Origin of the sequence: Bacteriovorax sp. Seq25_V, assembly GCF_000447795.1 — a bacterium.
Classification (GTDB): Bacteria; Bdellovibrionota; Bacteriovoracia; order Bacteriovoracales; family Bacteriovoracaceae; genus Halobacteriovorax_A.
Genome location: NZ_AUNI01000011.1, coordinates 11,240 through 34,486 on the forward strand (window position 1 = coordinate 11,240; position 23,247 = coordinate 34,486).

Sequence of the window (23,247 nt, forward strand, 5' to 3'; positions counted from 1 at the left end):
AAATGTTAGCACAATTAGTTAAAGATTTGTCCAATTAAAATATTGTTTAGAGATTGTTGAGTGTTCTTGTAGATTACTTCAATTCCCTTACCAACTTCAGAATGCTTTTCTAAGATTCTTCTGATGTCATTAAGTTTTGGAATTTCTAATCCTTGAAGAATTGCTGAAAGTGGAGTTCCTGCGGCACTTGAAAGGATGAAGCTTACAAAGTGTAAAATTTCATACTCGCCGTGGATTACTAAAAGTTCATTTTGTTCTGCGAAGATTCTAAGTACGTCACCATTTTCAGCTTTTTCAAGTTGAGTGTGAGTAATTCTAGAGTGGATGTCACTTCTTTGTTTTAACTTTGTTTCGAGGTAAAGGTCTTCGTGCCCAGGGTAGATTGGGTATGTCGGAAGCTTGACCAGGTCATTTACCATGAAAGGGTTTTCATAGTTGATCTTCTTTGAACCTGTGTCATTTGAGCTTACTTCATTTAAAGTTTCTTCAAGCTGATACTTAAAGTGAGAAAGAATACAGCTAGTATGCCAAGGGTAATTTAGAGCAAGTGTATTAATTGATTTAAGTGCACTGTTAAAAAGTTCGCTTAGCTCCATTGGATGACAAGACTTCAGTCTTTCCTTATCGAAGCTGAAGACATCAAGTACTTGATGGTGCTGAGCAGGAACAGTGTCTGTGTTAAGCATAAACTTAGGTACAAGCATTGCTTTTAGCTTAGACTTGGTTTTCTTGAGTCCACCGTTGAAAGTAAGTTGAATAACTTGTTTACCAACTGTCGTTTCAAAGTACTCTCTAAAGAGGTTAATGTTAAGACTTAGTACTTTTGGTGTTAGGCCAAAGTATTGGTAGTATGCATGACCATATTCTTCAGACTTAACTTTATAAAGATCTGAAGTCGTCAGCTCTAATGAGATCTCGTTCTCATTCGTATAATTAACAATCAGAAGGTACGGGTAGAGTTGTTCTCTTCTTACTGAAAGTCCTAGTAGATCTGAAGTGAAGTTTTCTGCGCGGCCAGTGATTTGATCAACCATAAAAAACTGATCAAGAGGCACACAAGTACGAGTTAGGTTTTTGAAGTAACTTGGGTGCGTGATATTATTTGACTCACTAGAATTACTTAAAAGCTTTCCATTTAAGATTGCATCTTGGTGGAAGTCAAAAACTAATCCTGGCTCTGGTTCGTTTTGATAGAGAGGAGAGTTAATTGTTTCCTTGCTCGTAATAAACTTTAAGAATTCTTGTCTTAAAAGTTCAAATTTCGAAAAGTGCATTAGTTGGCCTGCAAAGTTGAGGCTTAGGCACTGCTCTTTTTGCATCTTTGGTGCAGACGTATTGAAGAGATCTAATTTATTAGAATAAACTCTTTTGCTAAAAATATAGAGGTGTTTAGTGATTTCACCTTTTCCTTTTAGGTCTTCGAAATTGATTGAAGCATGGAGTTTATATCTCTTTAGTAAGCCTTCTACTTTTTCAGAGTGACTTGGTACAAATAGCTTCTGATTTGAGAAGACAAACAAGTAACCATTATTTGCTAGCTTCTCACAATTTGATTGTATTGAAGTCAGAAGATAGTGGTGCGGGTTTGTTTTTGGCATTGTTGCGAGATTTAAAACAATTCTATCGTAAATGCTACTTTCGTGTGTTTCGTTTGTATTAAAAAACGCCATTTGGCCATCAGAGTCTACTTGCGACTTTGAGTTCTTCTGTTTGAATAACTGGCAAATAAGAGTTACTGGGTCATGGCTTTGGTTCTTTGCCATGTTAACTAGGAAAGTAAGAAGTTGTAGCTCCTGACATACTTTCAGGTATGATCCTGTAAGGAAGCCTTTTCCATTAAATTCTGGGCAGATTACTTCGTTCCACTTCTCTCCAATATTATTTTCCTGCGCTAGCCAGTGAGAAAGTGCGAAAGAGTAGAGGTGGTCACCAGAGAAAAGAGTGTTGAGACACTTTGGCCCTCCACCTAGATTGTAGTAACCACTATGTCCTTCTAACCATTCTGTTAAAAAGATAAGAAGATCGTTAACAAATAATCCAAAATTTCTATTACTAATCGAATGAGAGAATAGTTCAGAGTCTGTGATTTCTAGTTCGTAATCAAGAGGAACTTCGTGGTTACAGATTTTTAAGAATTCAACAGAGCCAAGATTAGTTAGAGTTATAGAAAGCTCCTCTATAACAGAGCTCATTTCAATTGATGGTCTAAACCAGCTAAACTCATTCGTTCTAAGAGAGTCACAGATAAGCTCTGTAGAACTTGCTTTCTTGAAGATTTTGCTGATTGAATAGTCTGGGTTTAATAACTCACTACTTGTTAAAGACTTAGTTAATTGTCTTGAAATTAACGAAAGAAACTTAAGCTTCAAGAGATAGATATTTACTGCTCTAAGGGAGTAGTGAGAGATAAACTTTGCAATATCTGAAGCATATGGAGAGTGCTCGTTTGTGAAGTTTATCCAGAACTGATTATAGTCGCTAATTTCACTAATATTGATATTTTTACTTTCAGCGAAATTTAAAAATTCATTATAAACAGTTAGTTTTAGTGTTTTATTACGAGTACTAAAGGTCTTTGCAATTTTGATTGCTTCTTCAAAAAGTAGTTTGATTGTCTTTTTGAGTTTTATTCCGTCTTTTGTTGGAAGGCTTTCACCCTTCCATTGTGGGATAACGTAGTTACCAATTGAAAAGTGATTGCTTTGATTTAGTGGTGACTCAGACGTAGATATAGCGTTCGCACCAGCAATATGCGCTGGTGAGATATCTCCAGTAACTATCTCACTTTTTCCTTGAGATGCACTGAGATTCTGGGTCGACGATGAAGTCAACCAATTAACGGCCATGAAAGGACGTTTATTCACTATATATTCCCCAATAATTTCGTGTTTTTACGTGTCTTTTGTCTGTATCGATTTCGAGGCTATTTTATAGCCTAAGGTCTACAATTTGTCATGGAAATTTTATGGAGAAATTATTCTAAGTGACTGAATTCATGATGATTTTATTTCTTAAAGATTCTGTCATTTATGACGACAAGCATTGTGATATGATTGTATACGTTGTTTTACAATATAAATTATTTTGGAGCACAGCATGGAAGATAAACAATTAGAAGAAGCTTTAGCAGAAACAGTAGAAAAAAGTTTTAATGATTCAGAACTTGAAGACATTATGAACGAAATTGAAAACCTTGAAAAAGAATTTTCAGATGATTCTATTTCTACAGAGGCACAGTTGTCGCTTGAGAAAGCTAAAGATAATGATCTTCAAAGAGTAATCGATGCAGAAGTTGAAAGTATTTCAAATGCTTTTGATGAAATAACAGCTCCGGAAGAAGTGGAAGTGGTTGCTGAGTCAGCATCTGAAGATGAATTCAATGATGAAGATTTTGCTTCAATGGTTGATGAAACGGAAGAAATGACTGCTGCTGCAACAGAAACTGAAACACAAGATGATGTAATGGATACAATTATGGCAGAAGTTGAAGCGAGTGATGAAGCTGTTGCTGAAACTTTTGCTGAATCTAATGAAGATCCTTTTTTGGGAGAAGATATGGCCGATATCGAAGCTCATATGGAGGAAGCAAGTAATGTTGTTTCTCTTACATCAGCTCCATCGAAAGCAACTTCTTCAAAAACAAGTTCAGCAATTGACTTTAATGCGTCAGGAAATATGGATCTAAGTATCAACTTTAATATTGCAGGGCAAACAGCGCACCTTAGAGTTGAAGATGGTGGGTTAAAAGTATTTCTCAAAGGTGTAGAATTAACTATTGATGAAACTAGTGGATGTAGTGTAAAAATGGCCGGCGGAGTACAATTCTCTGTGCCATTAACAGAAACTAAAGCGGCAAAGAAAACAGCTTAAAAAGATTTTTATAATGAGTGTAAATATTCTCGGTGGGCATGCTAAAGGGCATGCCCTTTTTGTTCCTAAAGGTGATGCAACAAGACCGACAACGGTCATGCTTCGAAGAAAGTTTTTTGATTCCTATCAAAACTGTGAGGATATGACTTTTATCGATGTCTTTGCTGGTACGGGGGCGATGGCCTTCGAGGCCCTATCGAGAGGGGCAGATAGAGCAGTTCTTTGTGAACTTAATAAGTCTTCCTATCAAGTGCTAATAAAAAATATTCAATCAATCAAAAAAATGATGCCTGATGCATCTATTGAGTCTCAACAAATTGATGCTAAAAAATACTTGGCATATCTTGCCAAGACGAAGCAGCATTATGATGAAGATACTCATATCTTTATTGATCCCCCTTATGAATTGAAAGCTAATTACCTCGAGTGCTTAAAGACTTTATTTGATTCTGAGTTCCCTGGTTATGTGTGGGTTGAGTCCGACCGTCAAAAAGGGATAAAAATTGAAGAGATTGAGGAAGCGGGATACACTGTAAAAAAGACTTTTAAGCAGGGAACTACTTTTATCTGTCTTGTCGTAAAATAATCTTATGCCTATTTAACTTCATTTAAATTTAAGTTAAAATATTTCCATAACCCTTGAAATAGGATTTTTATGAAAAAAGCATTATATGCTGGTACATTCGACCCATTTACAAATGGTCACCAAGATATCTTACTCAGATCTCTTTCAATCTTTGACGAAGTTACAGTTCTTGTTGCTAATAATCGCGCAAAGACTCCTCTTTTTTCTGCAGAAGATAGAGTTGAGATGATTAAACAGTGTTATGTAAATGAACCAAAAATTAAGGTCGCCGCGTGGGAAGGACTTGTTGTTGATTACGCGAAGAAAAATGGTATTGAGACCATTATTAGAGGGCTGAGACCAACAGGGGACTTTGAGGCTGAATTTCAAATGGCATCGATGAATCGTCGTCTTTATCACGATATTGAAACTGTTTTTCTTGTGACTGAGGGAGAGAACTACTATGTGTCGAGTTCTCTTGTAAAAGAAATTTTTAAACACGGAAGGGACGTTAAAGAATTTCTTCCTGAAAAAATACATGATTGGCTAATAAAAAACGGAAAGGAATCTCTATGAAATTGTCTGAACGTGTAAGTTCTATCGAAGAAAGTGTTACGCTAAAGCTAAACACGCTAGCAAACCAGCTAACGGCGGAAGGCAAGAAGATTTATAATTTAACGGCCGGTCAGTTACCTTATAGACCACCAAAAGACTTTGTCGAAAACATTCGAGGAGAACTCGATTTTCTAAAGAGTTTCCAATACAGCCCAGTTGCTGGAGAAGCTCAGCTTAGACAAAAGTTACTTGATTATTTCGAGCTTTCTAGAGAAGTTAACTTAGAAGATGTTGATACTACTTTTTCAACGATTGTTGGAAATGGTGGAAAGCATGTTCTTGCAAATATCTTCGCTTGCCTTGTAAACCCAGGGGACGAAGTAATCGTTCTTGCTCCATTTTGGTTATCATATCCTGAAATGATTAAAGTTAATGGGGGAGTTGTTAGAATTTTAGAAACAACTATCTTCGATGCTTTCACACCATCATTAGCAGAATTAAAGGCGATGATTAATGATAAAACGAAGGCGATTGTTATCAATAGTCCTAATAACCCATCGGGGATTCACTACTCAGATGAGTGGATGAAAGACTTTGCTAATCTTATGGTGGATTACCCAAATGTCTCATTGATCAGTGATGAAATTTATTTTGAGTTAAGTTATTACGACCCGGCTCCAACCTATTTTTATCAGCATAAGCCTGAACTGTTAGAGAGAACTATTGTCGTTGATGGAATTTCTAAAAACCTCGCTTCAACAGGTCTTAGACTTGGATTTGCAATTGGACCGTCTGCTTTCATTAAGGGTGTAAGTAGTTATCAAGGTCACACTGCTTCTGGTCCTTGCACACTTGTGCAAAAAGCTCTTGAAAAATACGACATGAGTTCTATCAAGGAGTTTTTAAATCCAATTAAAAATCACTTAAGAGAAAATTCAATGATCGTAAGAGAGAGCTTTAGGGAAGCAAAACTGGACAAGTGTTGGTACCAGACGACGTCTGCGTTTTACTATCTAGTAGATTTTTCTCAGTGTCCTCTTATGGAGAGATTTAAGAAATCAGCTGATGATGAAGCTGACTATTCTGCTCAGATTTGTGAAGAAATGATTGAGAAATACGGTATCGCAATGGTTCCAGGGGTTTCATTTGGTGTAAAAAACTGCGCGCGAATCAGCCTTGTACTTCCAAAAGAGCCATTTACTGAGGCCATGTCAATTATCGTGAAGGCACTACTTGATTAACTAATCAAGTTTTACCGCCTTATATCAAAATACTTTATAAGAGATAATATCCTTGGGGAATAGCCTCAAGGATATTGTATGAAATTTGTCGGATATTTTTTAGTTCTTATTTTTGTCTTTTCTTGTGGAAGAAATGACAAGCAAAAAGTCGAGCAGGTGCTGGAATCTGTCGAGAACTATCTAACGGCAGGGAAGTGTGACGAGGCGATTAGTAAGATTGGAACAATTTCAAATCAAGATAAGAATGCACTTTATCTTAAACTCAAAGCATCGGCATATGCTTGTAAAGCAGGTTATACGACAACAACTTTTTTTACAACTGACTTATCTAAAATTGATGCTACAAACTTATTAAGTTCAATGGCCACATTTTCGCTTTCAAGTGATTTTGATGGGGAAGGTAATTCTGATTACGATGCAATACAGACGGCTATTGATACACTTTTGTATGCTGGAGGGATTTCTCTTTCTACAAATCCAACTGCTGCAAAACGCGCAGAAATTTTTACTTCAAAAGATGCTAATGAGATAAATGCATATCTTCTCTATCTCTCAATGGTTCAGCTTGGAAAGTATGTTTATTACTATGGTTCAACTGATGCTGCGGGTGTGAAAGGAGCTGGAGGCGTTGGTTCAGAGTGTTTCTTTAATTATCCCGATGGGGGAATTACAAATTTAAATGCGGCGCTTGCTGCAGGTGGTGGAAGTTGTAATTCAGATGCTGGTCTTGCTGGTCACCCTGATTTAATTAATGGGACAGATATTGTGACGGCGAAGGCATGTGAAGGGATTGTTCTCTTTAACATCTTTAGGGACTCACTTGTTAATCTTACAGGCTCAAGTATTCCAGGTTTAGATTTAACAACGATATCTACTGCTGTAGATGCAATCTTTGCTGCTGTTACTTTTTCGGACTCATCAATTGTAACGTTGAAGAGTCAGACAAGATGTGAAGCAGACTTTGCAGATGCAGCTGGAAATACGGATCTACAAAGATATTTTGGTTTTATTTTCGAGTTACTACATAACAAGACATGATAAAAAAGACGCTGTTACTTACATTGATTTCATTCGTGACACTGGCCGGAGAAGTCGTGTGGCTCGGACGTTCGCCTCGTGCTCAGTTGATGGGTGATGCTTGGACGGCAATTTCAAATAATGATGAAATGACTCTATTTTATAATCCCGCAAGTCTTGGAGGAAATTATACAGTTGAGTTTGCTCCGCTTAATATGAAACTCGGAGCGACTAATGCTCTTGACGACCTTGATCGTTTTTCTAATTTTCCAAGTGAGGCTGCAGGGATTGCAGATCGTCTCTTAGGTTATCCTGTTTATATTGAAGCCTCGACATTTCCTGGTTTAAAGATGCTACACTTCGGCTTTAATCTTTTTGCTACATCGAAAACCAGTTTTATTTTAAAAAATAAAGTTCACCCAATTTTAGATATTGATTATAGATATGATAGGGGTTTCTCAACTGGTTTTGCTTACAATATTATTGGCTCAAGCCTTTCTCGAGGAAAGAAAATTGACAGTGGTCAACGTCTTTCAGTTGGTTATGGTCTGAAGTACATCAATAGGGAAGGTATTAAAAATCGCTTCGATCTTTTCGGAACGGGACTTTTGGCCATTATTGAAAGTGGTGTTTCAGATATTAATGATATAAAAAATGCTCTTGGGTATGCAAAAGGTAGAGCTTTTGGTCATGACATTGGAGTTGAATATGCCGTTGGTAATGGTTTTACTGAATTTGTGATGAGTTCTTCACTTCTTGATGTTGGCGGAACACGATTTAAGAAAGAATCTACTGGTAGCGAAGATGTTCCAATGCAAGAGATGTACTGGAACACGGGAATCGCTTTCAAGCAGGATTTCAAGTTTCTCGATTATGCTTTAACTCTTGACTTGAAGCCAATTAATGCCCCAATTCCAATTGAGCGTATGTGGCATCTTGGTGCGAATCTTAATATTCCATTTTTCTCATTCTATGCCGGTTGGGCCGAAGGCTATCTTAGTTATGGTGCAGAGGTCAGGCTTTTTCCTTTTACTATTACTGCTGGATTCTACGGTGTAGAGCTTGGGGCGGAATATAAAGAAAGCATTGGTAAGCGTGCATTCATTTATCTTTCTCTTTTCGATGCGTCATTCGACATTTTTTAACCCTAACTATGGACATAAGTCCTTAATTGAGCGAAAATTTACTTATATAAGACGAGATGTCTTGTCACAATTTTTCCAAGGATAGGAAAATAAAAGAACTTTCAAATCTCAAATTTTCAAATTTTATATTCACTCAGTCACGGAGGGCGTGTTGAAAAAAACATTCGTGTTAGATACCAATGTCATTTTATTTGATCCAATGGCAATTTTTAAATTTGCTGAAAACGATGTCTTTATTCCACTAGTTGTAGTTGAGGAAGTTGATAGATTTAAGAAAGATCAAAATGAAAATGGCCGAAACGCGAGGCACTTCTCTCGTATTGTTGATGATTTGAGATCGCGCGGATCTCTAATGCAAGGAGTGAAGCTCGATAATGGTGGGACATTAATTATCTCTGTTGATAAACAGATCGAATCAAATGTCGAATATATCGATTTGACATTAAATGATAATAAGATTCTTGCATCAGCTCTTTATTTTAAGGAGAAAGGCGAGAATGTTCACCTTATTACAAAAGATACAAACCTAAGACTAAAATCTGATATTCTAGGTATCACGGCCGAAGACTATGGTAAAAATGATATTAAGCTTGAAGAGCTTTATGCTGGTTATAGATATCTTCCAGTTTCTAAAGCTAAGATTGATGAATATGAAAAAAATAGATTTCTCTCTCTTGATAATGCTGAGGAACTAGAGATTCATCCAAATGAATATCTTATTGTTCATGAAGAAGGGAATGATAGAAGAAGACTTCTTGGTCGTTATTCAAAACCAAAGATGGGTATCGTTCCTCTAATCCCAATGAGAGAAGGAATCTGGGGCGTTTATCCAAAGAATATGGAACAACAATTTGCTCTTGATGCTCTTTTAAATGATGATGTGAAATTAGTTTCACTTGTTGGTAAGGCCGGTACGGGAAAGACGCTTTTAGCTATCGCAGCGGGACTTGAGATGACTATCACACAAGAGAAGTATTCAAGACTTCTAGTATCTCGTCCAATCCAACCAATGGGAAAAGACTTAGGTTATCTTCCTGGAGACATTAATGATAAATTAGGTCCATGGATGCAACCAATCTTTGATAATATGGATTTCTTATTTGATCAAAGAAGAGTAGGAACAAATTCTTCATATGCAGACTTAATGGATCATGGTCTTCTACATATTGAGCCTCTAACTTATATTAGAGGTCGTTCAATTCCTGGACAGTACCTAATCGTAGATGAGGCCCAAAACTTATCTCCCCATGAAGTAAAAACAATTGTAACTAGAGCAGGGGAAGGAACAAAAATCGTTCTAACAGGTGACCCTCAGCAGATTGATAGCCCATATCTTGATGAAATCAACAACGGTTTAGCTTATGTTGTAGAAAGACTTAAGAGTGAAGATATTATCGCTCATACGACACTAACTGTTGGTGAGAGATCAATGCTTTCTGAAACGGCTTCAAAATTACTATAGAATAGGTTTTATGAATTCGAGGTCAAAAAGAGTATATTTAAGAGCGCCCGTTAATGATGAGCTACTTTATCTTTGCGATGAATATGTTCTTAAGGGCGTTTGTTCAAATATTTCTGAAGGTGGAGTACTTCTTTCAAATCTTGGAAGAGTTCCAGCGAAGAGTGAATTCGCCGTTTTGATTCCTCTTATTCAGTATCCAGATTTTTCAAAATTATCGACACAGAAAATCATGGGGATCGAAAGATCCTCATTTGATATCGAAATCATTCGTGCAAGAGTTAACGTTGTTAGAAGCTTTGAAGGTAAGAGTGAAGTTGAAAAAATCCTAATGAAAAATATTGGAGCAAGCTTCATCAATCTTGATGCAAAAGAGCTTCTTCAAATTCAAGGCTTTGTTTCAAGCTTTGCCAAAAATATTGTTTATCTTCTAACGCTATTTCAAAATCATCAAGGAAAGAATGTTAATATTCCTTATATCAGAAAAGTGGCGAGCTTACTTGGATATGATGGTGGAGCAAAATTTCCTGTATTAAGGCAACAAGTACTCCACGATTATCAAAGTTTAGAGTCAGTATAATTTAATAAATTATTTTTCTTTTCGATAAGTAGGGAATGAAAAATTACCTACTCATTGTCTATATAATATTAAGTTCTCAGATGTTTGCCGCTGATATTTATTTCAGAGGTAATGATAAAGGTGTAAACTGTTCTAGTGAGCAATTTGAAATGCAACTAATTGATCAATTAGGAGATAGCCGACCAATTGTCTTTTTTGTACACGGACGTGGCAAACACCCTGAGAAAGGCTTAGGTTATCTTCCTGAATTTGAAGACCGATACGGGATAAAAGTATTAATGTTTGATTGGCCTTCATGGATTAATCAAATATCAAGGCCAGAAAAGAAAGCTGTTATTGCTGGAAGGCATTTAAGTAACTGCATATCGTCTTTTTCAAATTTTAAAAATAAAAATCGCAAAATCTTTGAAGGGAGAAAAGTATTTCTAATGGTTCATAGTATGGGCAATGTTGTATTAAAGTCATTTGCTGAAAACTATTTAAAGTCAAGAAAGTTTGAAAAAATATTCTATTCAACAATCCTAAATGCACCAGATGTGCCTGCTTTTAAGCATTCTACTTGGGTGGACAAACTCTTTAGTATCTCGAAGAATATTTATATAACAAACAATGTTGAAGATCTTGTTCTTATTGGGTCTAAAATTGTTGACTACAAAGATCGTAAAATATTTAGAGGTAATAGATTAGGTGCGAGTAAGAGAAATTTCTTAATATTTGGCAAAAGTATTTCAAAAAATGCTAAATATCTGGATTTCTCGTTAATAACTTATGGTGAGCATGAGTACTTTTTAGAGTCATCTAGCTCTCTAGTTCCAAAAGTTTATGATTCAATTTTCGAAGGTCACGAGAAATTTAAGTTGGGCCATAAAATTGAAGGATTAAACGAAAATATATATAGCTTCAATTTCAATTTTTACAATTAACTCAAAAAAAACCGTAGTTTCTTATTAATAGAACTAAATTCCCTGATAAAGATCAAATTTATTAATATTTGAAGATCCTTATAATTACTTGAAAGGATAGGTATGTCGTTACAAGTAAAAATTCTTCTTTTTCTATGTTTTATTTTCTCATTCTTAGGTGTTAGTGTCATCTATACATCGAGCCAAAATAATCTTAAGTTTGTTGAACATGTTATTGTTGAGCAAACTGACTCAATTGCAGATCAATATTTTGATAGTATTAATACTTTAATGATCACAGGAAGTATGGATGAGCGTGAAGTTTTAAGAAAGAAGTACTTAGATAAAAACGAAATTCTTGAAGCGAAAATTATTCGCTCTGACATTGTCATTAAAGACTTTGGCAACGGCTATGAACATGAAAGGGCCAGTAACGAGATAGAAAAAAAATCGCTGGAGGGGAAGTCTGTTTCTGATATTTTCGTTGAAAATGGTAAGAGGCAGGTTTGGGTGTACAAGCCATTTAGAGCTTCTTCAAATTATAAAGGGACAAATTGTTTAGAGTGTCATGTTTCAGCTAAAGAGGGTGATATATTAGGAGCCTCTGTAATAAAATATGATCTCTCCTCTATAGATAATGAAATTGCTATCAACTCAAGATCACTGACTAAAATGATGATTGCAATTTTTGTAATATCTTTAGTTATTTTATTCATTGTAATTAGAGTCCTTATTGTTAAGAGAATAAAGAAGATAGCTTCTTTTATTCAAACAGTTGAGAGAGACTTAGATCTAACAGTTAGAGTAAGGTCTGGAATCTTTAAAGATGAGATATCAGTCCTCGCAAGTAGCTTTAACAAAATGCTTGATAGTATTCACTATCTCATCCAGGGAGTTTCAGATAAAACGAGTACGATCTCTGATGGTGCAATTACTGTTCAAGAAAACGCAGTCTCAACTTTTAATGTCGTGAATAAGCAAGAAGTTGAAACACAATCTGTTTCTGCTGCAATTACAGAAATGGCAGAGTCCGCTAAAATGGTCGCAATAAATTGTAGAGATGCATCAGATTCAGTTGAAAAGGCACTGGAAAGTGTTTCCCATGGAGTTAGTTATTCTAATACAGCAAGTGAGAAAATTTCATTACTTCAGAAAACAATTCTTGAGGTTGGGGCGCAAATGACATCGCTTGAAAAAAGTGGAAGTGAAATTCTTGAGGTTCTTAATCTGATTCATGATATTACGATGAAGACTCAACATCTCTCTATCAATGCGGCTGTCGAAGCTGCAAGAGCAGGTGAGCACGGAAAAGGATTTGTCGTCGTCGCAGAAGAAATCGGAGAGCTTGCAAGAGAGACAAAAACATCAACTGAGAAAATTAAATCTATTACAGAAAGCATAAATAAATTAATCGAACATACAGCGCAAATGTCTCGAGAGTCCGAAAGAAGAGCTATTGAAGGAGTCGCAAGTGTCAAGGATAGTGAGATGGCCTTTAATCAGATCTCAGAGCAAATTGAAAATGCAAATAGACTGACTCGAGAAATTGAAACTGCTACAAGCGAACAAAGCACTAGTGCCGATAGCATTCACAAAAGTATTTGTGAGATCATTGAGTTAAATAAAGAAGCAACTCTTTCTGCACAAGAGATTTCAAAAATAGGTACTGAGTTTTCTAATCTTGCAAATGATCTTAAGAATGACGTGGACAAGTTTAGGTGTTAGAGAATTGGATTGTAAATACGTTTAGAAATGAAATCTGGATAACTCTATCTCTATTTCAGAGATAGAGTTTAAAAAATAATTAATTATTCATTGCTAGATATTTTTCAATATTCTTATCAAGAGAGTTTGAAATTTGAGTGATTGCGTTGAAAAGAACTTCGCCCTTAGATTTTGCACGTGAGTTAATTTCATTAATCACGGCTTGGCTTCTATAAATTACTTCAGTATCAATTACCGTTGACGTGCTAATGTCAGACATTAGAATTGTCGCTTCAGCAAGAAGATCATTGAAGTCGAGTAGAGAATAGTAGCTTGCGTGGAATTGTCCTGCTGTTTCTACTTTCTTTGCTGATTTAAATGCTTCAATTGATACTAGATTTGTCATTTTATTTTGCCCCATTGTTGATTTTCACAAGTTTTGTGAATAATGCCTGAGGCCGGTTGATGTGACAAGATTTTCACAAAATCTGTGTAAAATTTATCTTGCCATATATAACTACTTTAATTTATTAGCTTTTTTCTTCTTAATTGCAAAGATAATGACAGCGATGATGGCGATGGCGCCTATCACGTAATTAGATTTCTTCACATACTCCACGGCCAATTCACCAAATGAGTAGTAAATGTAGAAGTATGTCACACACGAGATTGTACAAGCGATGAGATCTGAAATGGCAAATTTCCAAGCATTCATTTTACCAAGGCCAGCACTTAGGAATAGAGCATTTCTAAATCCAAAGGGAATGAAACGTCCGAAAATTAGGGTTAACACACCATATTTTTTAAAGAAGTAATTTACCTTTTCAAGTTTTTCTGGAGATGCCATAGATGCAAAGAATTTTATCTTGAATAGTTTTGGTCCAAGGAATCTTCCCATGAAGCCATAGCAGATCAAATCACTGATATAGGCTCCAAGAAAAACGGCTGTAAATAAGGGAATAAGGTAATCCGGATTTTTTGCTGCAAGCAATGCACTAGTGAAGAGCATAATGTCTTCTGAAACTGGAATATTAAATCCGGCCAGAAATAAAAGGCCAAAAATTATATACGGTGCTAAAACAACATTTGAATTTATCAGTGCTAGTAGTTCTTCCATTTTATTCCAATTTTAAAAATATTTAATTTCAAAAACAATAAAGTGAAAAATGACCAAATTCAAGACTGCTAATGTTAAATTTTTGCAAACACTTGAGAAAAACCTTAAAAAATTGAACAACTTATATGAGCTAGGTAAAAAATTGTCATTGCATACAATAGTACAAAAAGAGGAAATACTTCTAAAGATATTACTTAAATATACCGAAAACCGAGTGAAACAAATGGTTTTTATATTATCTTGACTTGGGAGAGTGAAAAATATGACTACGCCAAACGCCTATATTCCAAATCCAATTGTTATTGAACAAACTCCACGTGGAGAGCGTCAATACGACATTTATTCACGTCTATTATTAGATAGAATTATATTTTTAGGAACACAAGTAAATGACACAGTAGCAAATCTTCTGATTGCTCAAATGCTTTTCCTTGAGCAAGATAATCCTGAAGCACCAATTCACTTCTACATAAATAGCCCAGGTGGGTCTGTTTATGCAGGTCTTGGTATCTACGATATTATGCAACACGTGTCTTGCCCAGTTTATACATATTGTGTAGGTTTAGCTGCATCGATGGGATCACTACTATTAACAGCGGGGGAGAAGGGTCATAGACATTCAATGCCGCATTCAAGAATTATGATTCACCAACCACTTGGTGGGGCGCAAGGTCAGTGTTCAGATATTCAGATTCAAGCACAAGAGATACAGGACCTAAAAGATCAATTAAATGGTATCTATATTAAGCACTCAAGTGTAGAGATGTCGATGGAGAAAATCGTTCAGGCTACAGATAGAGATAACTACCTATCTCCACAAAAGGCCATCGAGCTTGGTATAATTGATCACGTAATTGAATCGAAGAAGAAATAATTTAGTAAATATAGTCAAAGGATAGGTAATGTCTAAAGAGAAAGGAAACTACAACAGCACACTTCATTGTAACTTCTGTGGAAAGTCACAAAAAGAAGTTAAGAAGTTAATCGCTGGACCAGCAGTTTACATTTGTGATGAATGTATTGAACTGTGCAATGAAATAATTTTTGAGGATACTGTTAAGTCTGCTTCAAAAGCTGCTTTAGACAATGTACCAAAGCCACATGAGATTAAAGCTCACCTTGATAATTATGTAATTGGTCAAGAACGTGCAAAGAAAATTATTTCAGTTGCAGTTCATAATCATTACAAAAGAATTGCACACGGTGATAGTAAGAGAAAAGATGAAGTAGAATTAGCGAAATCAAATATTCTACTCGCAGGTCCAACTGGTTCGGGGAAGACTCTAATAGCTCAATCTCTTGCTAAGTTTCTGAACGTTCCATTTGCAATTGCTGATGCAACATCTTTAACAGAAGCTGGTTACGTTGGGGAAGATGTTGAGAATATCATTCTTAACTTATTGCAAGCTTGTGAATTTGATGTTGAGAGAGCTGAGCGTGGCATTGTGTATATTGATGAAATTGATAAGATTGCTAGAAAATCTGAGAACCCATCAATTACAAGAGACGTTTCTGGGGAAGGTGTACAACAAGCACTACTAAAACTAATTGAAGGAACAGTAGCTGCGGTACCTCCAAAAGGTGGAAGAAAGCACCCGCAACAAGAATTTATACAGGTGAATACGAAGAATATTCTTTTCATTGTTTCTGGAGCATTCGTAGGTCTTGATAAAATTATCGAGAACAGAGTTACGAAGAGACCAATGGGACTAATGAAGAAAGAAACTGAAAATCAAGCACCATCAGTGGTTGAAAAACTAGGTGGGATCGAAGCCGAAGATTTAACAAAATTTGGTTTGATTCCAGAATTTATCGGAAGGCTCCCTGTAAATGCTATGTTACAAGAGCTTGATGAAGATGCACTTCTATCTATTCTTACAGAGCCTAAGAATGCGATCACTAAACAATATCAAAAACTATTTGAGTTCGATGGTATTGAATTAGAATTCGAAGAGGAAGCCTTAAGAGAGGTTGCAAGAACTGCTCTTTCAAGAAAAACTGGAGCTCGTGGTCTTAGAGCGATTCTTGAGCAAACGATGTTAGATGTAATGTATGAAGTTCCATCTAATGATAAGATTTGTAAAATTATTGTAACTCTTGATTCAATCAAGGGTGATAAAGGACCAACAGTTGTTGAAGGTGAAAAAATTGATTTTGCCCAAAAAGCTGGTCAAGCACTAGAAGATAAAAAGAAGAAGATTTCTTCATAATTGTTATTAGCTTTTAAATTTCATACGATTGCTAAACCCTGAGTTATCTCAGGGTTTTTTATTTCTTAATTTTGTTAACTTAACCTAAAATAAATTTAAATAATCCCGATTAGTTAAAAAAATAAATGTGTTAGGAGAACAAATGAGATTTTTTCAAAATCTAAAATTTAAACTAAAGACCAAGCTTTATTTCATATCTATTGGTATGGTTTTTATTTTTAGTGCCATTGTTTTATTTCAATTTCAAGATGGAATTAGGGAACAGAGACGAGGAAAGATAGAGGGATTTAGTCTTTATTTTGAAAACTTCTCATCAACTATATCTCAATTATTTTATGGGAAGTATAACAACATTCAAGCCTTTGCTCGAAATGGAAATTTAAAAGACCTTAAAAACAAGGAAGGGGCAACATTTGTTTTAAATGAATACGTAACACTCTTTCCTGACATGGACTACATTGCTTTGGTTGGTCTTGACGGGAAAGTTATTGCTCATAGTGATATTGATGCTGGTGGAAAAAAGTTAAATGCAAAGGCGTTAGATGGCTATTCATTTGCAAATGAGGAATGGTTTAAAAATGTTAAAGCTGGAAAGTTGACAGAGAATATTCAAAAGAAAATTTTTGGTGCTTATGTAAGTGATTTCCACTTTGACGAAGTGGGCAAGAAGCTTTATGGAGAAACTAGAGTTGGGCAATATTATGCAACTGCAATTGAAGATGAGTGGGGAGATCCACTTGCTATCCTTGTTTCATTTGTAAATGTGCGCTGGATTGAAAATGAAATGACAAGTCTTTATGAAATCCTTGGCGCTAATAATATGCCGTCTGCGGAAATTACAATGTTAAATAAAGATGGATTTCCTATCGCTTTTTTTGGTAAGCATGGTGGAAACAGTGAAGCTAAAGTTGTTCACGACTATGAAAATTTTAATCTAAAAAAGAAAATTTTTGATCTTAATAATCCTGTTATCAATGAACTTAAAAATGGAAAAACAGGGACACAAGTTGCAAGTGATTTTGAACATGAAAATGATCAGCATCTTTTTGCGTATGGTTTAATTGAGAACAGAAGATTTTTATCAGAGATGGGGTGGAGCGTAATTGTTGGGATGGAACCAGCAGATGCGTTTGCTGAGATAAATTCACTTGAAAAATTATTTTATACAACACTTGCTATAACTTTTGCTATTTGCTGTGTGATTGCCATAGTAGTTGTATCTGCACTTTATAAGCAACTTATAAGTGTTATTGAAGGTTTGAAAGCTTCGGCTTCAAGAACATTTGAGTTTGTAAGCCAATTAAATGATATGTCAGGAAAAGTGAATGAGATGTCTTCATCTCAGGCATCAGCAATTCAGGAAACCGCTTCTACTCTAGATGAAGTTTCGCAAATGGTTAAGATGTCTGCGGCAAATGCAGCAAGTTCTGTCGAAACGTCTTCTAAGTCAGAAAAAAATGCAAATAATGGTAAGCAAGTTGTTCAACGTGTTGTCGATGCGATGAATGGAATTAAAGGATCAAATGAAGAGATTCTTGAAACTACATCTGAAGGTAATAAGAGAATTAGTGATATCGTAAGAGTTATTAATGAAATTTCTGAAAAGACAAAAGTAATCAATGATATCGTTTTTCAAACAAAGCTTCTATCATTCAATGCTTCTGTTGAGGCTGCTCGAGCAGGGGAACACGGGAAAGGGTTTGCAGTCGTTGCTGAAGAAGTTGGTAACCTCGCTCAAATGTCTGGTAAAGCAGCTGAAGAAATATCATCTATCTTAGGTGAGTCAATCGCTAGAGTTGAAGGTATTGTAAAAGATAGCCAATCTTCAATTGAGAAGATTATGGTGACTTCCAAAGAAAGAATTGAAGAAGGGATTGAGATTGCTGGAGAGTGTGACAAGGCCCTAGAGTCAATTGTGGAAGGTGTAAAACTTGTAACTTCGATGTCTCATGAAATTTCAACAGCGTCAAAGGAGCAAGAGACTGGCGTGAGTAATATCTCGCTTGCGATGAATCAGTTACAAGATACAACTAATGAAAACTCAAATATTGCTTATCAGACTTTAAAGTGCTCAGAGCAACTAGATAAAGAAACAGAATACTTGAAAGATGTTATCTCTATGCTTGAAAATGAAGTTGTTGGTGGCGTAAATATTAATGCGAAAAAAGTTGAGACAAAGAAAATAGAGACTTCAAAAAAAGCAGTAGAAAGAGAAGTAAAGAAAAATGAAAAGAAAGAAAATAATGTCGTTAGTCTTAAAAAGACAGTTGAAGTAAGAGCTGAAAAACCTAGAGAAAAAGAAATCGACCTTAAAACTGCTGTGGGCGGAGAATTACCAGATGCAAATGATCCACGCTTTGAAGATGTTTAGATTTTACTAACAAATATTAAGAAAAATTAAAACTTATATCGCACCTCAGCCCGAGCAATCAGCTCGGGCTTAAATTTGTTTACATTCTAAACTTCTATCTTCATAATTTTCTTACGATTAATTTTAATTTATTATTCTAGGAGAGGAAAATGAGACTAAGTAACGTACTCGTTATTCTTGGACTAACGCTTGCATCGACTGGTGCATTTGCTGGACCAAAGGATGACTTCGTTGATGCAGTTGTAAAGCAGTGTGGAAAAACAAAAGACCAAGCTGAGGCAATGGCAACACCAGGGAGATCTGGAAATGTAATCAAGTTTAAAACTTGTTCAAGTGCTACGATTTCTATCGATGGTTGTACACTACAGTGTAAAGATGCTTCATCATCTATTGGTGGATAATAAAGTTTTTAAAAATTAGGAGAAATATATGTTTAAAAAACTATTAGTGACAACTGCAATTGCGACAGCTTCTTTTGGGGCGACAATGGCAGATTTAGAATCAAGAGTTGAAGCTCTTGAGTTTGCTGGTTATGAAAACTGGTGGAAGTTTTCTGGAAACTTAGAGTACAGATTTGACAATGTTGAAAGAGAGTACAAGAAAGGTTACACATCTTCTACTTTTTCTGGTACTTCAACAACAAGAAATGCTGGTGATAAAGTAGAAACTAAGCACCACAGAATTTACTCAGAATTAGATATTGAAGCTAAGCCTTCTGAAAAATTATCTTTTTATGGAAGATTAGCTACTGCTAAGTATATGAACACACTTAATAAAGGTGGTGGTAACTATACAGCAGATGGTTCTTTTAATGAACTTTCTGAAGGGCAAGGGCAAGGTAATTCTGCAGTATTTTTAGAGCGTGCATTTGTAAATTATAATTTTACAAAAGAATTAACTTTCTCTATTGGTCGTCTTCCAACTATTGATGGAGCTCCAAAGCATTTTGCTGAGGGAAGACCGATGATGGGTCAGTATCCACTTCTTGCATTTGGTGGAATTTTCGATGGTGTTGCTTTAACTTATGCAAAGCAAATGGGAACTAGCCTTTTCAAACTTAGAGGTATTTATACACCATTTAACCAAAGAAACCTTGATAACCTAACTGATAAGTTAACTTCAGGAACAAATAAGCTTGATGAATCTGTTGATGTTTATTCAGCAATGTTTGAGTTTGAAAAAGTTAATATGTCATGGGCGAAGAGAATTCACTTCATTTATCAGTACCTATATTTCAATGGTCTAAGTGCTGTTGCTAACTCGACATCTACAGTCTTCATCGATGCTGTGAACGCAACTAGAAAGTTAACTGTGACTTCAGATGCAGAACTAGGCGCGGAGAGACATGTTCTTTACCTTGAAGCAAATGGTATTGCAAATACTGGATTTTCTGCTGCATTTTCTTACTTGATCGGTAAAACTATGAACTCTGGTAACATTAACCAGTGTATTGGTACTACAGCTTCAGGATGTGAAGTTTTAAATAAAAATATTGGAACTTGGTATGGTGATTCAGCTAATAACAGCAAAGGTAATGCTTGGATTGCAAATGTTAACTACCAATTCTCTATGCTAAATAGTGCAACTATTGGTTTTGAGTATATGGACTCTGATAAGAACGCTTTCTTATATGATTCATCTTCAAAAAATTTAGTGGGTCAATATACTTCAAGAGGTGGAAACTCAATGCACGTTTACTGGATTCAGCCAGTTGATAACAAGTTTAAGATTAGACTTGGTTACCAAACAGCTGAAAACAAGTATACAAACTCATTTGGTGGTTACCTAGGTGAAACTTTAGAAATCGATAATAAGTCTACAGCTTACTATACAAGCTTACAGTTTAGTTTCTAAGTTAAGATTTATATTTAAAATTGAGAGGCCCAAGTTTATACTTGGGCCTTTTTTTATTTGTAAGCATTAAGCTTTTTCTAGGTGTACAATAAAGCTTATTTTGCGTATTGTATTCTTATGAAAATTCTATTCATTTTAATTTTTCTTCGTCTTTCTTGCCTTGCTAGAGAAATTGTTTTCATGTCTCCAGTTGCTTTTGCTCCATGGGTTGAAGTTTCTACAAATAAAGAGGTGAAGGGAGTTATGGTAAATATTTCTAGGGATTTAGAGAAAAGAATTGGTGAGAAGGTCCAGTTTAAGTATAAGCCGTATAAAAGATTTGTCAGAGATCTTGAAGGCGGAGTGGATTTTGATATTACTCTATTCACAGTTGATTCTAATGCTAAACTGTCTGGACTTGTAAAAGTTGAGCCGTCAGTGAATGTAAATAGAACTTATCTTTTTTTCCATAATAAAATGAAGACGTGCAAGGATATAAAGACATTAGTTACTGTTGGTGTTAGTACTCATGAAAATACTGTAAAAGAAAAATGTAATACCTCTTTTAATTTAATCTCTACTAAGAGCATAGACCAGAGAGTTAAGTTATTTCTTGATGGAAAAGGGGATTCGCTTTTAATTGGAGAGCAGGAATTATTAAAACTTGATTCTGATACTAGAATTTTAATAGAGAAGAAAAAAAGTATTCTGCTTAAATATTCCGAGTCATTTCTTATGATCAATAAAAATTCAATTCTAAATTCTAAAAAATATGAAAGAATCCTCTCGGATTTTTCAAAAGAAGTCGCAGCAAGGTACTTTTTGGTCGTCAACGAAGGACTTAGTAGAGGTACAATCCACGCATCCCTTGATTGATAACCTTATCAAAACAATTGGCTGTTTTAGAGCTTAAGAATATTGTCTAATCTGATAATTTTTTAGTTGAAATAAAATTTATTTTTCCGATACTTGCACATGGCCAACTTAAGTGACTTTAAAGAATTGAAATTGTCAGATATTGAAGGACTCAAGCAGAGTCCTTGCAATATCTATCTCACAATGTTGAGTGGAAAGAGTATTATTATAAGTAGCGAAGGGAATCTCGTTAATATCGATCTGATAAAAAAGTATAATGAGAAAGATGAAGTTAAAATTTTAGTTTTAAAGACTGATTATCAAAAGCTTTTGAATGCACGTATTTCACAGAAAGTTATAGATATGAAGGATAAACTTTCTGATAAACAGTGGATAAATCGACTACAGAGATTTGATAATGAACTAAATTCTGTTGCTATGGTACGTGCAATGGTATCAATTATAGGTCTCAGTGAAGCAACCCTTGAGTTAATAGATGGAACAATTGACTCTACTCTTTATACATTTGAAAAAATACCTTCTTTGAAGACGATACTCGCAGATATTTGCGGTAGGGGTGATTTTTTCTTACAGAAAGCTCTTATCATAAACTATCTCTCTGTGTACGCAATAAGTAAGACACCATGGAACAACAGTTCTACTCGAAGTAAGTTATCAATGGCATCTTTTCTTCATGATTTTAAAACAGATAAAATTGATTTCATTTTGAAGGGCTTACCTGTCGATTCATCATATGATTTGCGTCAGCAGTATGAAAAATTTAAAACCCACAGCGAAGATGAATTTAGATCTTTAGTTAAAGTCAATGATGTCCCTGATGATGTAGCAAAAATTGTAAGACTTCATCATGTCGATCTCGATGGAACAGGTTTTCCCGTTAATGAGGTTGGGCAATTAAATCCATTGTCGCAGATATTTAACATCTCTCACGGGTTTGCTTTAGCTTTGCTTGATCAGGGATACTCAAAAAAATCATACTCAGGCTATTATTATGATCTCTCAGGTCGTATACTAGAAAAGTATAAAGATTCTTTAGATCCTTTTTCTTATTTATTATGAAATTAAAACTTATTATATCTTTTTTATTTTCTTTCAGTGCTCTTTGTGAGGAATATTATTTTCTTAAACAGAACTCTATTCCAAAGTTTTATGAAACAGGGCAGGGGAAATTAGGACTTTGCGGACAAATTTATAAAGAACTCAGAAAGAACTTAAAGCATAAGAATATTACAATGAAAGTTGATGAGCCTCTTTATCCGATAAAGAGAATTCTTCTAAAGCTTGATAAGGGTAGTGGCCATGTGTTTTGTGGAGCGGGAAAAACTCCAGAAAGAGAGAAGAAATATATATTCTCTAAGAAGCCAATTTATACTGTCAACAATGTCGTTGTGGCACATGCCGATGAGGATTTTATTCCGGCTAAGTTGGAAGATTTTGCGAAGAATAGAATTATGGTTGGAGCCTATTTTGGAACATCATCTTCTGAGTTTATTAAGTCAATTTCAGGTATTCAGGTAAATGATACATTCACTAACCCAGATGAAGCTTATAAGCTTATTGAAGCAAAGAAGCTTCGTTTTTTCTTCTACCATGATTTGGCCCTAAACTACGCTGTAGAGCATTCTAAGTACAAAATGAAAGTAGTTCCTGTTAAATTCAGATCTATTGAACAGTGGTTAATTTATTCAAAAAAATTACCTAAAAATGTTCGTGAAGCCATTGAAGCAGAAGTTGAAGAAATGTATAAAAATGGTCAGCTTCAGAAAATATGGCAAAAATTCTTGGTTTTGTAGTCCCTTTTT

21 protein-coding genes are annotated in these 23,247 nt (G+C 35.2%); 18 read left to right on the top strand and 3 right to left on the bottom strand.

The window, feature by feature from the left end:
- Positions 1–14 precede the first annotated feature (14 nt).
- On the bottom strand, positions 15–2,864 hold the full coding sequence (locus tag M900_RS05090) for a hypothetical protein (RefSeq protein WP_021273864.1): 2,850 nt from the start codon (positions 2,862–2,864) through the stop codon (positions 15–17).
- Between the two features lie 232 nt (positions 2,865–3,096).
- On the opposite strand from M900_RS05090, the gene M900_RS05095 reads away from it, so the two are divergent.
- The 10 genes from M900_RS05095 to M900_RS05140 all read left to right on the top strand — a co-directional run bounded on the left by M900_RS05095 (position 3,097) and on the right by M900_RS05140 (position 13,059).
- A complete protein-coding gene (locus tag M900_RS05095) occupies positions 3,097–3,870 on the top strand; it encodes a hypothetical protein (protein ID WP_021273902.1) in 774 nt (257 codons plus the stop codon).
- 13 nt (positions 3,871–3,883) lie between these two features.
- Positions 3,884–4,456: an RsmD family RNA methyltransferase gene (locus M900_RS16980; protein ID WP_021273787.1), complete on the top strand. Its 573-nt coding sequence runs from the start codon at positions 3,884–3,886 to the stop codon at positions 4,454–4,456.
- 69 nt (positions 4,457–4,525) lie between these two features.
- Entirely contained in the window at positions 4,526–5,011 is a 486-nt protein-coding gene (gene coaD / locus M900_RS05105) for a pantetheine-phosphate adenylyltransferase (RefSeq protein ID WP_021273854.1), read from the top strand.
- Positions 5,008–6,231, top strand: coding sequence for a pyridoxal phosphate-dependent aminotransferase (locus M900_RS05110; RefSeq protein WP_021273782.1), 1,224 nt, complete (start codon positions 5,008–5,010; stop codon positions 6,229–6,231). The genes coaD and M900_RS05110 overlap by 4 nt, the downstream gene beginning before the upstream one ends.
- A gap of 78 nt (positions 6,232–6,309) precedes the next feature.
- Positions 6,310–7,269, top strand: coding sequence for a hypothetical protein (locus M900_RS05115; protein WP_021273886.1), 960 nt, complete (start codon positions 6,310–6,312; stop codon positions 7,267–7,269).
- The gene (locus M900_RS05120) at positions 7,266–8,393 is read left to right on the top strand and encodes a hypothetical protein (RefSeq protein WP_157680550.1); all 1,128 of its coding nucleotides are present in this window, start codon (positions 7,266–7,268) and stop codon (positions 8,391–8,393) included. The genes M900_RS05115 and M900_RS05120 overlap by 4 nt, the downstream gene beginning before the upstream one ends.
- A 151-nt stretch (positions 8,394–8,544) precedes the next feature.
- Positions 8,545–9,855, top strand: coding sequence for a PhoH family protein (locus M900_RS05125; protein WP_021273865.1), 1,311 nt, complete (start codon positions 8,545–8,547; stop codon positions 9,853–9,855).
- A 10-nt stretch (positions 9,856–9,865) separates the two neighbouring features.
- Positions 9,866–10,432, top strand: coding sequence for a hypothetical protein (locus tag M900_RS05130; RefSeq protein WP_021273894.1), 567 nt, complete (start codon positions 9,866–9,868; stop codon positions 10,430–10,432).
- A gap of 35 nt (positions 10,433–10,467) precedes the next feature.
- Positions 10,468–11,355 carry an alpha/beta hydrolase gene (locus tag M900_RS05135; protein ID WP_021273852.1) on the top strand — a complete coding sequence of 296 codons (888 nt, stop codon included), beginning with the start codon at positions 10,468–10,470 and terminating at the stop codon, positions 11,353–11,355.
- Between the two features lie 102 nt (positions 11,356–11,457).
- Positions 11,458–13,059, top strand: coding sequence for a methyl-accepting chemotaxis protein (locus M900_RS05140; RefSeq protein WP_021273879.1), 1,602 nt, complete (start codon positions 11,458–11,460; stop codon positions 13,057–13,059).
- 79 nt (positions 13,060–13,138) lie between these two features.
- On the opposite strand, the gene M900_RS05145 is transcribed toward M900_RS05140, so the two are convergent.
- On the bottom strand, positions 13,139–13,444 hold the full coding sequence (locus M900_RS05145) for a hypothetical protein (protein WP_034731485.1): 306 nt from the start codon (positions 13,442–13,444) through the stop codon (positions 13,139–13,141).
- Between the two features lie 111 nt (positions 13,445–13,555).
- Positions 13,556–14,155 carry a DedA family protein gene (locus M900_RS05150; protein WP_021273824.1) on the bottom strand — a complete coding sequence of 200 codons (600 nt, stop codon included), beginning with the start codon at positions 14,153–14,155 and terminating at the stop codon, positions 13,556–13,558.
- Between the two features lie 262 nt (positions 14,156–14,417).
- Between M900_RS05150 and M900_RS05160 the strand changes: the two genes are divergently transcribed.
- The 8 genes from M900_RS05160 to M900_RS05195 all read left to right on the top strand — a co-directional run bounded on the left by M900_RS05160 (position 14,418) and on the right by M900_RS05195 (position 23,238).
- Positions 14,418–15,029 carry an ATP-dependent Clp protease proteolytic subunit gene (locus M900_RS05160; RefSeq protein ID WP_021273915.1) on the top strand — a complete coding sequence of 204 codons (612 nt, stop codon included), beginning with the start codon at positions 14,418–14,420 and terminating at the stop codon, positions 15,027–15,029.
- A gap of 28 nt (positions 15,030–15,057) precedes the next feature.
- Entirely contained in the window at positions 15,058–16,365 is a 1,308-nt protein-coding gene (gene clpX, locus M900_RS05165; protein WP_021273832.1) for an ATP-dependent Clp protease ATP-binding subunit ClpX, read from the top strand.
- A 142-nt stretch (positions 16,366–16,507) separates the two neighbouring features.
- Positions 16,508–18,736, top strand: coding sequence for a methyl-accepting chemotaxis protein (locus M900_RS05170; RefSeq protein WP_021273775.1), 2,229 nt, complete (start codon positions 16,508–16,510; stop codon positions 18,734–18,736).
- Between the two features lie 149 nt (positions 18,737–18,885).
- Positions 18,886–19,137: a hypothetical protein gene (locus M900_RS05175; protein WP_021273860.1), complete on the top strand. Its 252-nt coding sequence runs from the start codon at positions 18,886–18,888 to the stop codon at positions 19,135–19,137.
- A 28-nt stretch (positions 19,138–19,165) separates the two neighbouring features.
- Positions 19,166–20,590 carry a DUF3373 family protein gene (locus tag M900_RS05180; protein ID WP_021273770.1) on the top strand — a complete coding sequence of 475 codons (1,425 nt, stop codon included), beginning with the start codon at positions 19,166–19,168 and terminating at the stop codon, positions 20,588–20,590.
- A 117-nt stretch (positions 20,591–20,707) separates the two neighbouring features.
- Positions 20,708–21,445, top strand: coding sequence for a transporter substrate-binding domain-containing protein (locus M900_RS05185; protein WP_021273866.1), 738 nt, complete (start codon positions 20,708–20,710; stop codon positions 21,443–21,445).
- 99 nt (positions 21,446–21,544) lie between these two features.
- The gene (locus tag M900_RS05190) at positions 21,545–22,504 is read left to right on the top strand and encodes a hypothetical protein (RefSeq protein WP_021273943.1); all 960 of its coding nucleotides are present in this window, start codon (positions 21,545–21,547) and stop codon (positions 22,502–22,504) included.
- On the top strand, positions 22,501–23,238 hold the full coding sequence (locus M900_RS05195; RefSeq protein ID WP_021273878.1) for a transporter substrate-binding domain-containing protein: 738 nt from the start codon (positions 22,501–22,503) through the stop codon (positions 23,236–23,238). Before M900_RS05190 ends, M900_RS05195 begins: the two co-directional genes overlap by 4 nt.
- Positions 23,239–23,247 lie beyond the last annotated feature (9 nt).

What these genes read in the sequence shown, in the direction of transcription:
- M900_RS05185 (WP_021273866.1), top strand. Translation starts at nt 20,708, where the DNA reads ATGAAAATTCTATTCATTTTAATTTTTCTTCGTCTTTCTTGCCTTGCT.
- M900_RS05190 (WP_021273943.1), top strand. Translation starts at nt 21,545, where the DNA reads ATGGCCAACTTAAGTGACTTTAAAGAATTGAAATTGTCAGATATTGAA.
- M900_RS05140 (WP_021273879.1), top strand. Translation starts at nt 11,458, where the DNA reads ATGTCGTTACAAGTAAAAATTCTTCTTTTTCTATGTTTTATTTTCTCA.
- M900_RS05115 (WP_021273886.1), top strand. Translation starts at nt 6,310, where the DNA reads ATGAAATTTGTCGGATATTTTTTAGTTCTTATTTTTGTCTTTTCTTGT.
- clpX (WP_021273832.1), top strand. Translation starts at nt 15,058, where the DNA reads ATGTCTAAAGAGAAAGGAAACTACAACAGCACACTTCATTGTAACTTC.
- M900_RS05095 (WP_021273902.1), top strand. Translation starts at nt 3,097, where the DNA reads ATGGAAGATAAACAATTAGAAGAAGCTTTAGCAGAAACAGTAGAAAAA.
- M900_RS05150 (WP_021273824.1), bottom strand. Translation starts at nt 14,155, where the DNA reads ATGGAAGAACTACTAGCACTGATAAATTCAAATGTTGTTTTAGCACCG.
- M900_RS05170 (WP_021273775.1), top strand. Translation starts at nt 16,508, where the DNA reads ATGAGATTTTTTCAAAATCTAAAATTTAAACTAAAGACCAAGCTTTAT.
- M900_RS05130 (WP_021273894.1), top strand. Translation starts at nt 9,866, where the DNA reads ATGAATTCGAGGTCAAAAAGAGTATATTTAAGAGCGCCCGTTAATGAT.
- M900_RS05160 (WP_021273915.1), top strand. Translation starts at nt 14,418, where the DNA reads ATGACTACGCCAAACGCCTATATTCCAAATCCAATTGTTATTGAACAA.
- M900_RS05195 (WP_021273878.1), top strand. Translation starts at nt 22,501, where the DNA reads ATGAAATTAAAACTTATTATATCTTTTTTATTTTCTTTCAGTGCTCTT.
- M900_RS05135 (WP_021273852.1), top strand. Translation starts at nt 10,468, where the DNA reads ATGAAAAATTACCTACTCATTGTCTATATAATATTAAGTTCTCAGATG.
- coaD (WP_021273854.1), top strand. Translation starts at nt 4,526, where the DNA reads ATGAAAAAAGCATTATATGCTGGTACATTCGACCCATTTACAAATGGT.
- M900_RS05145 (WP_034731485.1), bottom strand. Translation starts at nt 13,444, where the DNA reads ATGACAAATCTAGTATCAATTGAAGCATTTAAATCAGCAAAGAAAGTA.
- M900_RS16980 (WP_021273787.1), top strand. Translation starts at nt 3,884, where the DNA reads ATGAGTGTAAATATTCTCGGTGGGCATGCTAAAGGGCATGCCCTTTTT.
- M900_RS05175 (WP_021273860.1), top strand. Translation starts at nt 18,886, where the DNA reads ATGAGACTAAGTAACGTACTCGTTATTCTTGGACTAACGCTTGCATCG.
- M900_RS05110 (WP_021273782.1), top strand. Translation starts at nt 5,008, where the DNA reads ATGAAATTGTCTGAACGTGTAAGTTCTATCGAAGAAAGTGTTACGCTA.
- M900_RS05180 (WP_021273770.1), top strand. Translation starts at nt 19,166, where the DNA reads ATGTTTAAAAAACTATTAGTGACAACTGCAATTGCGACAGCTTCTTTT.
- M900_RS05120 (WP_157680550.1), top strand. Translation starts at nt 7,266, where the DNA reads ATGATAAAAAAGACGCTGTTACTTACATTGATTTCATTCGTGACACTG.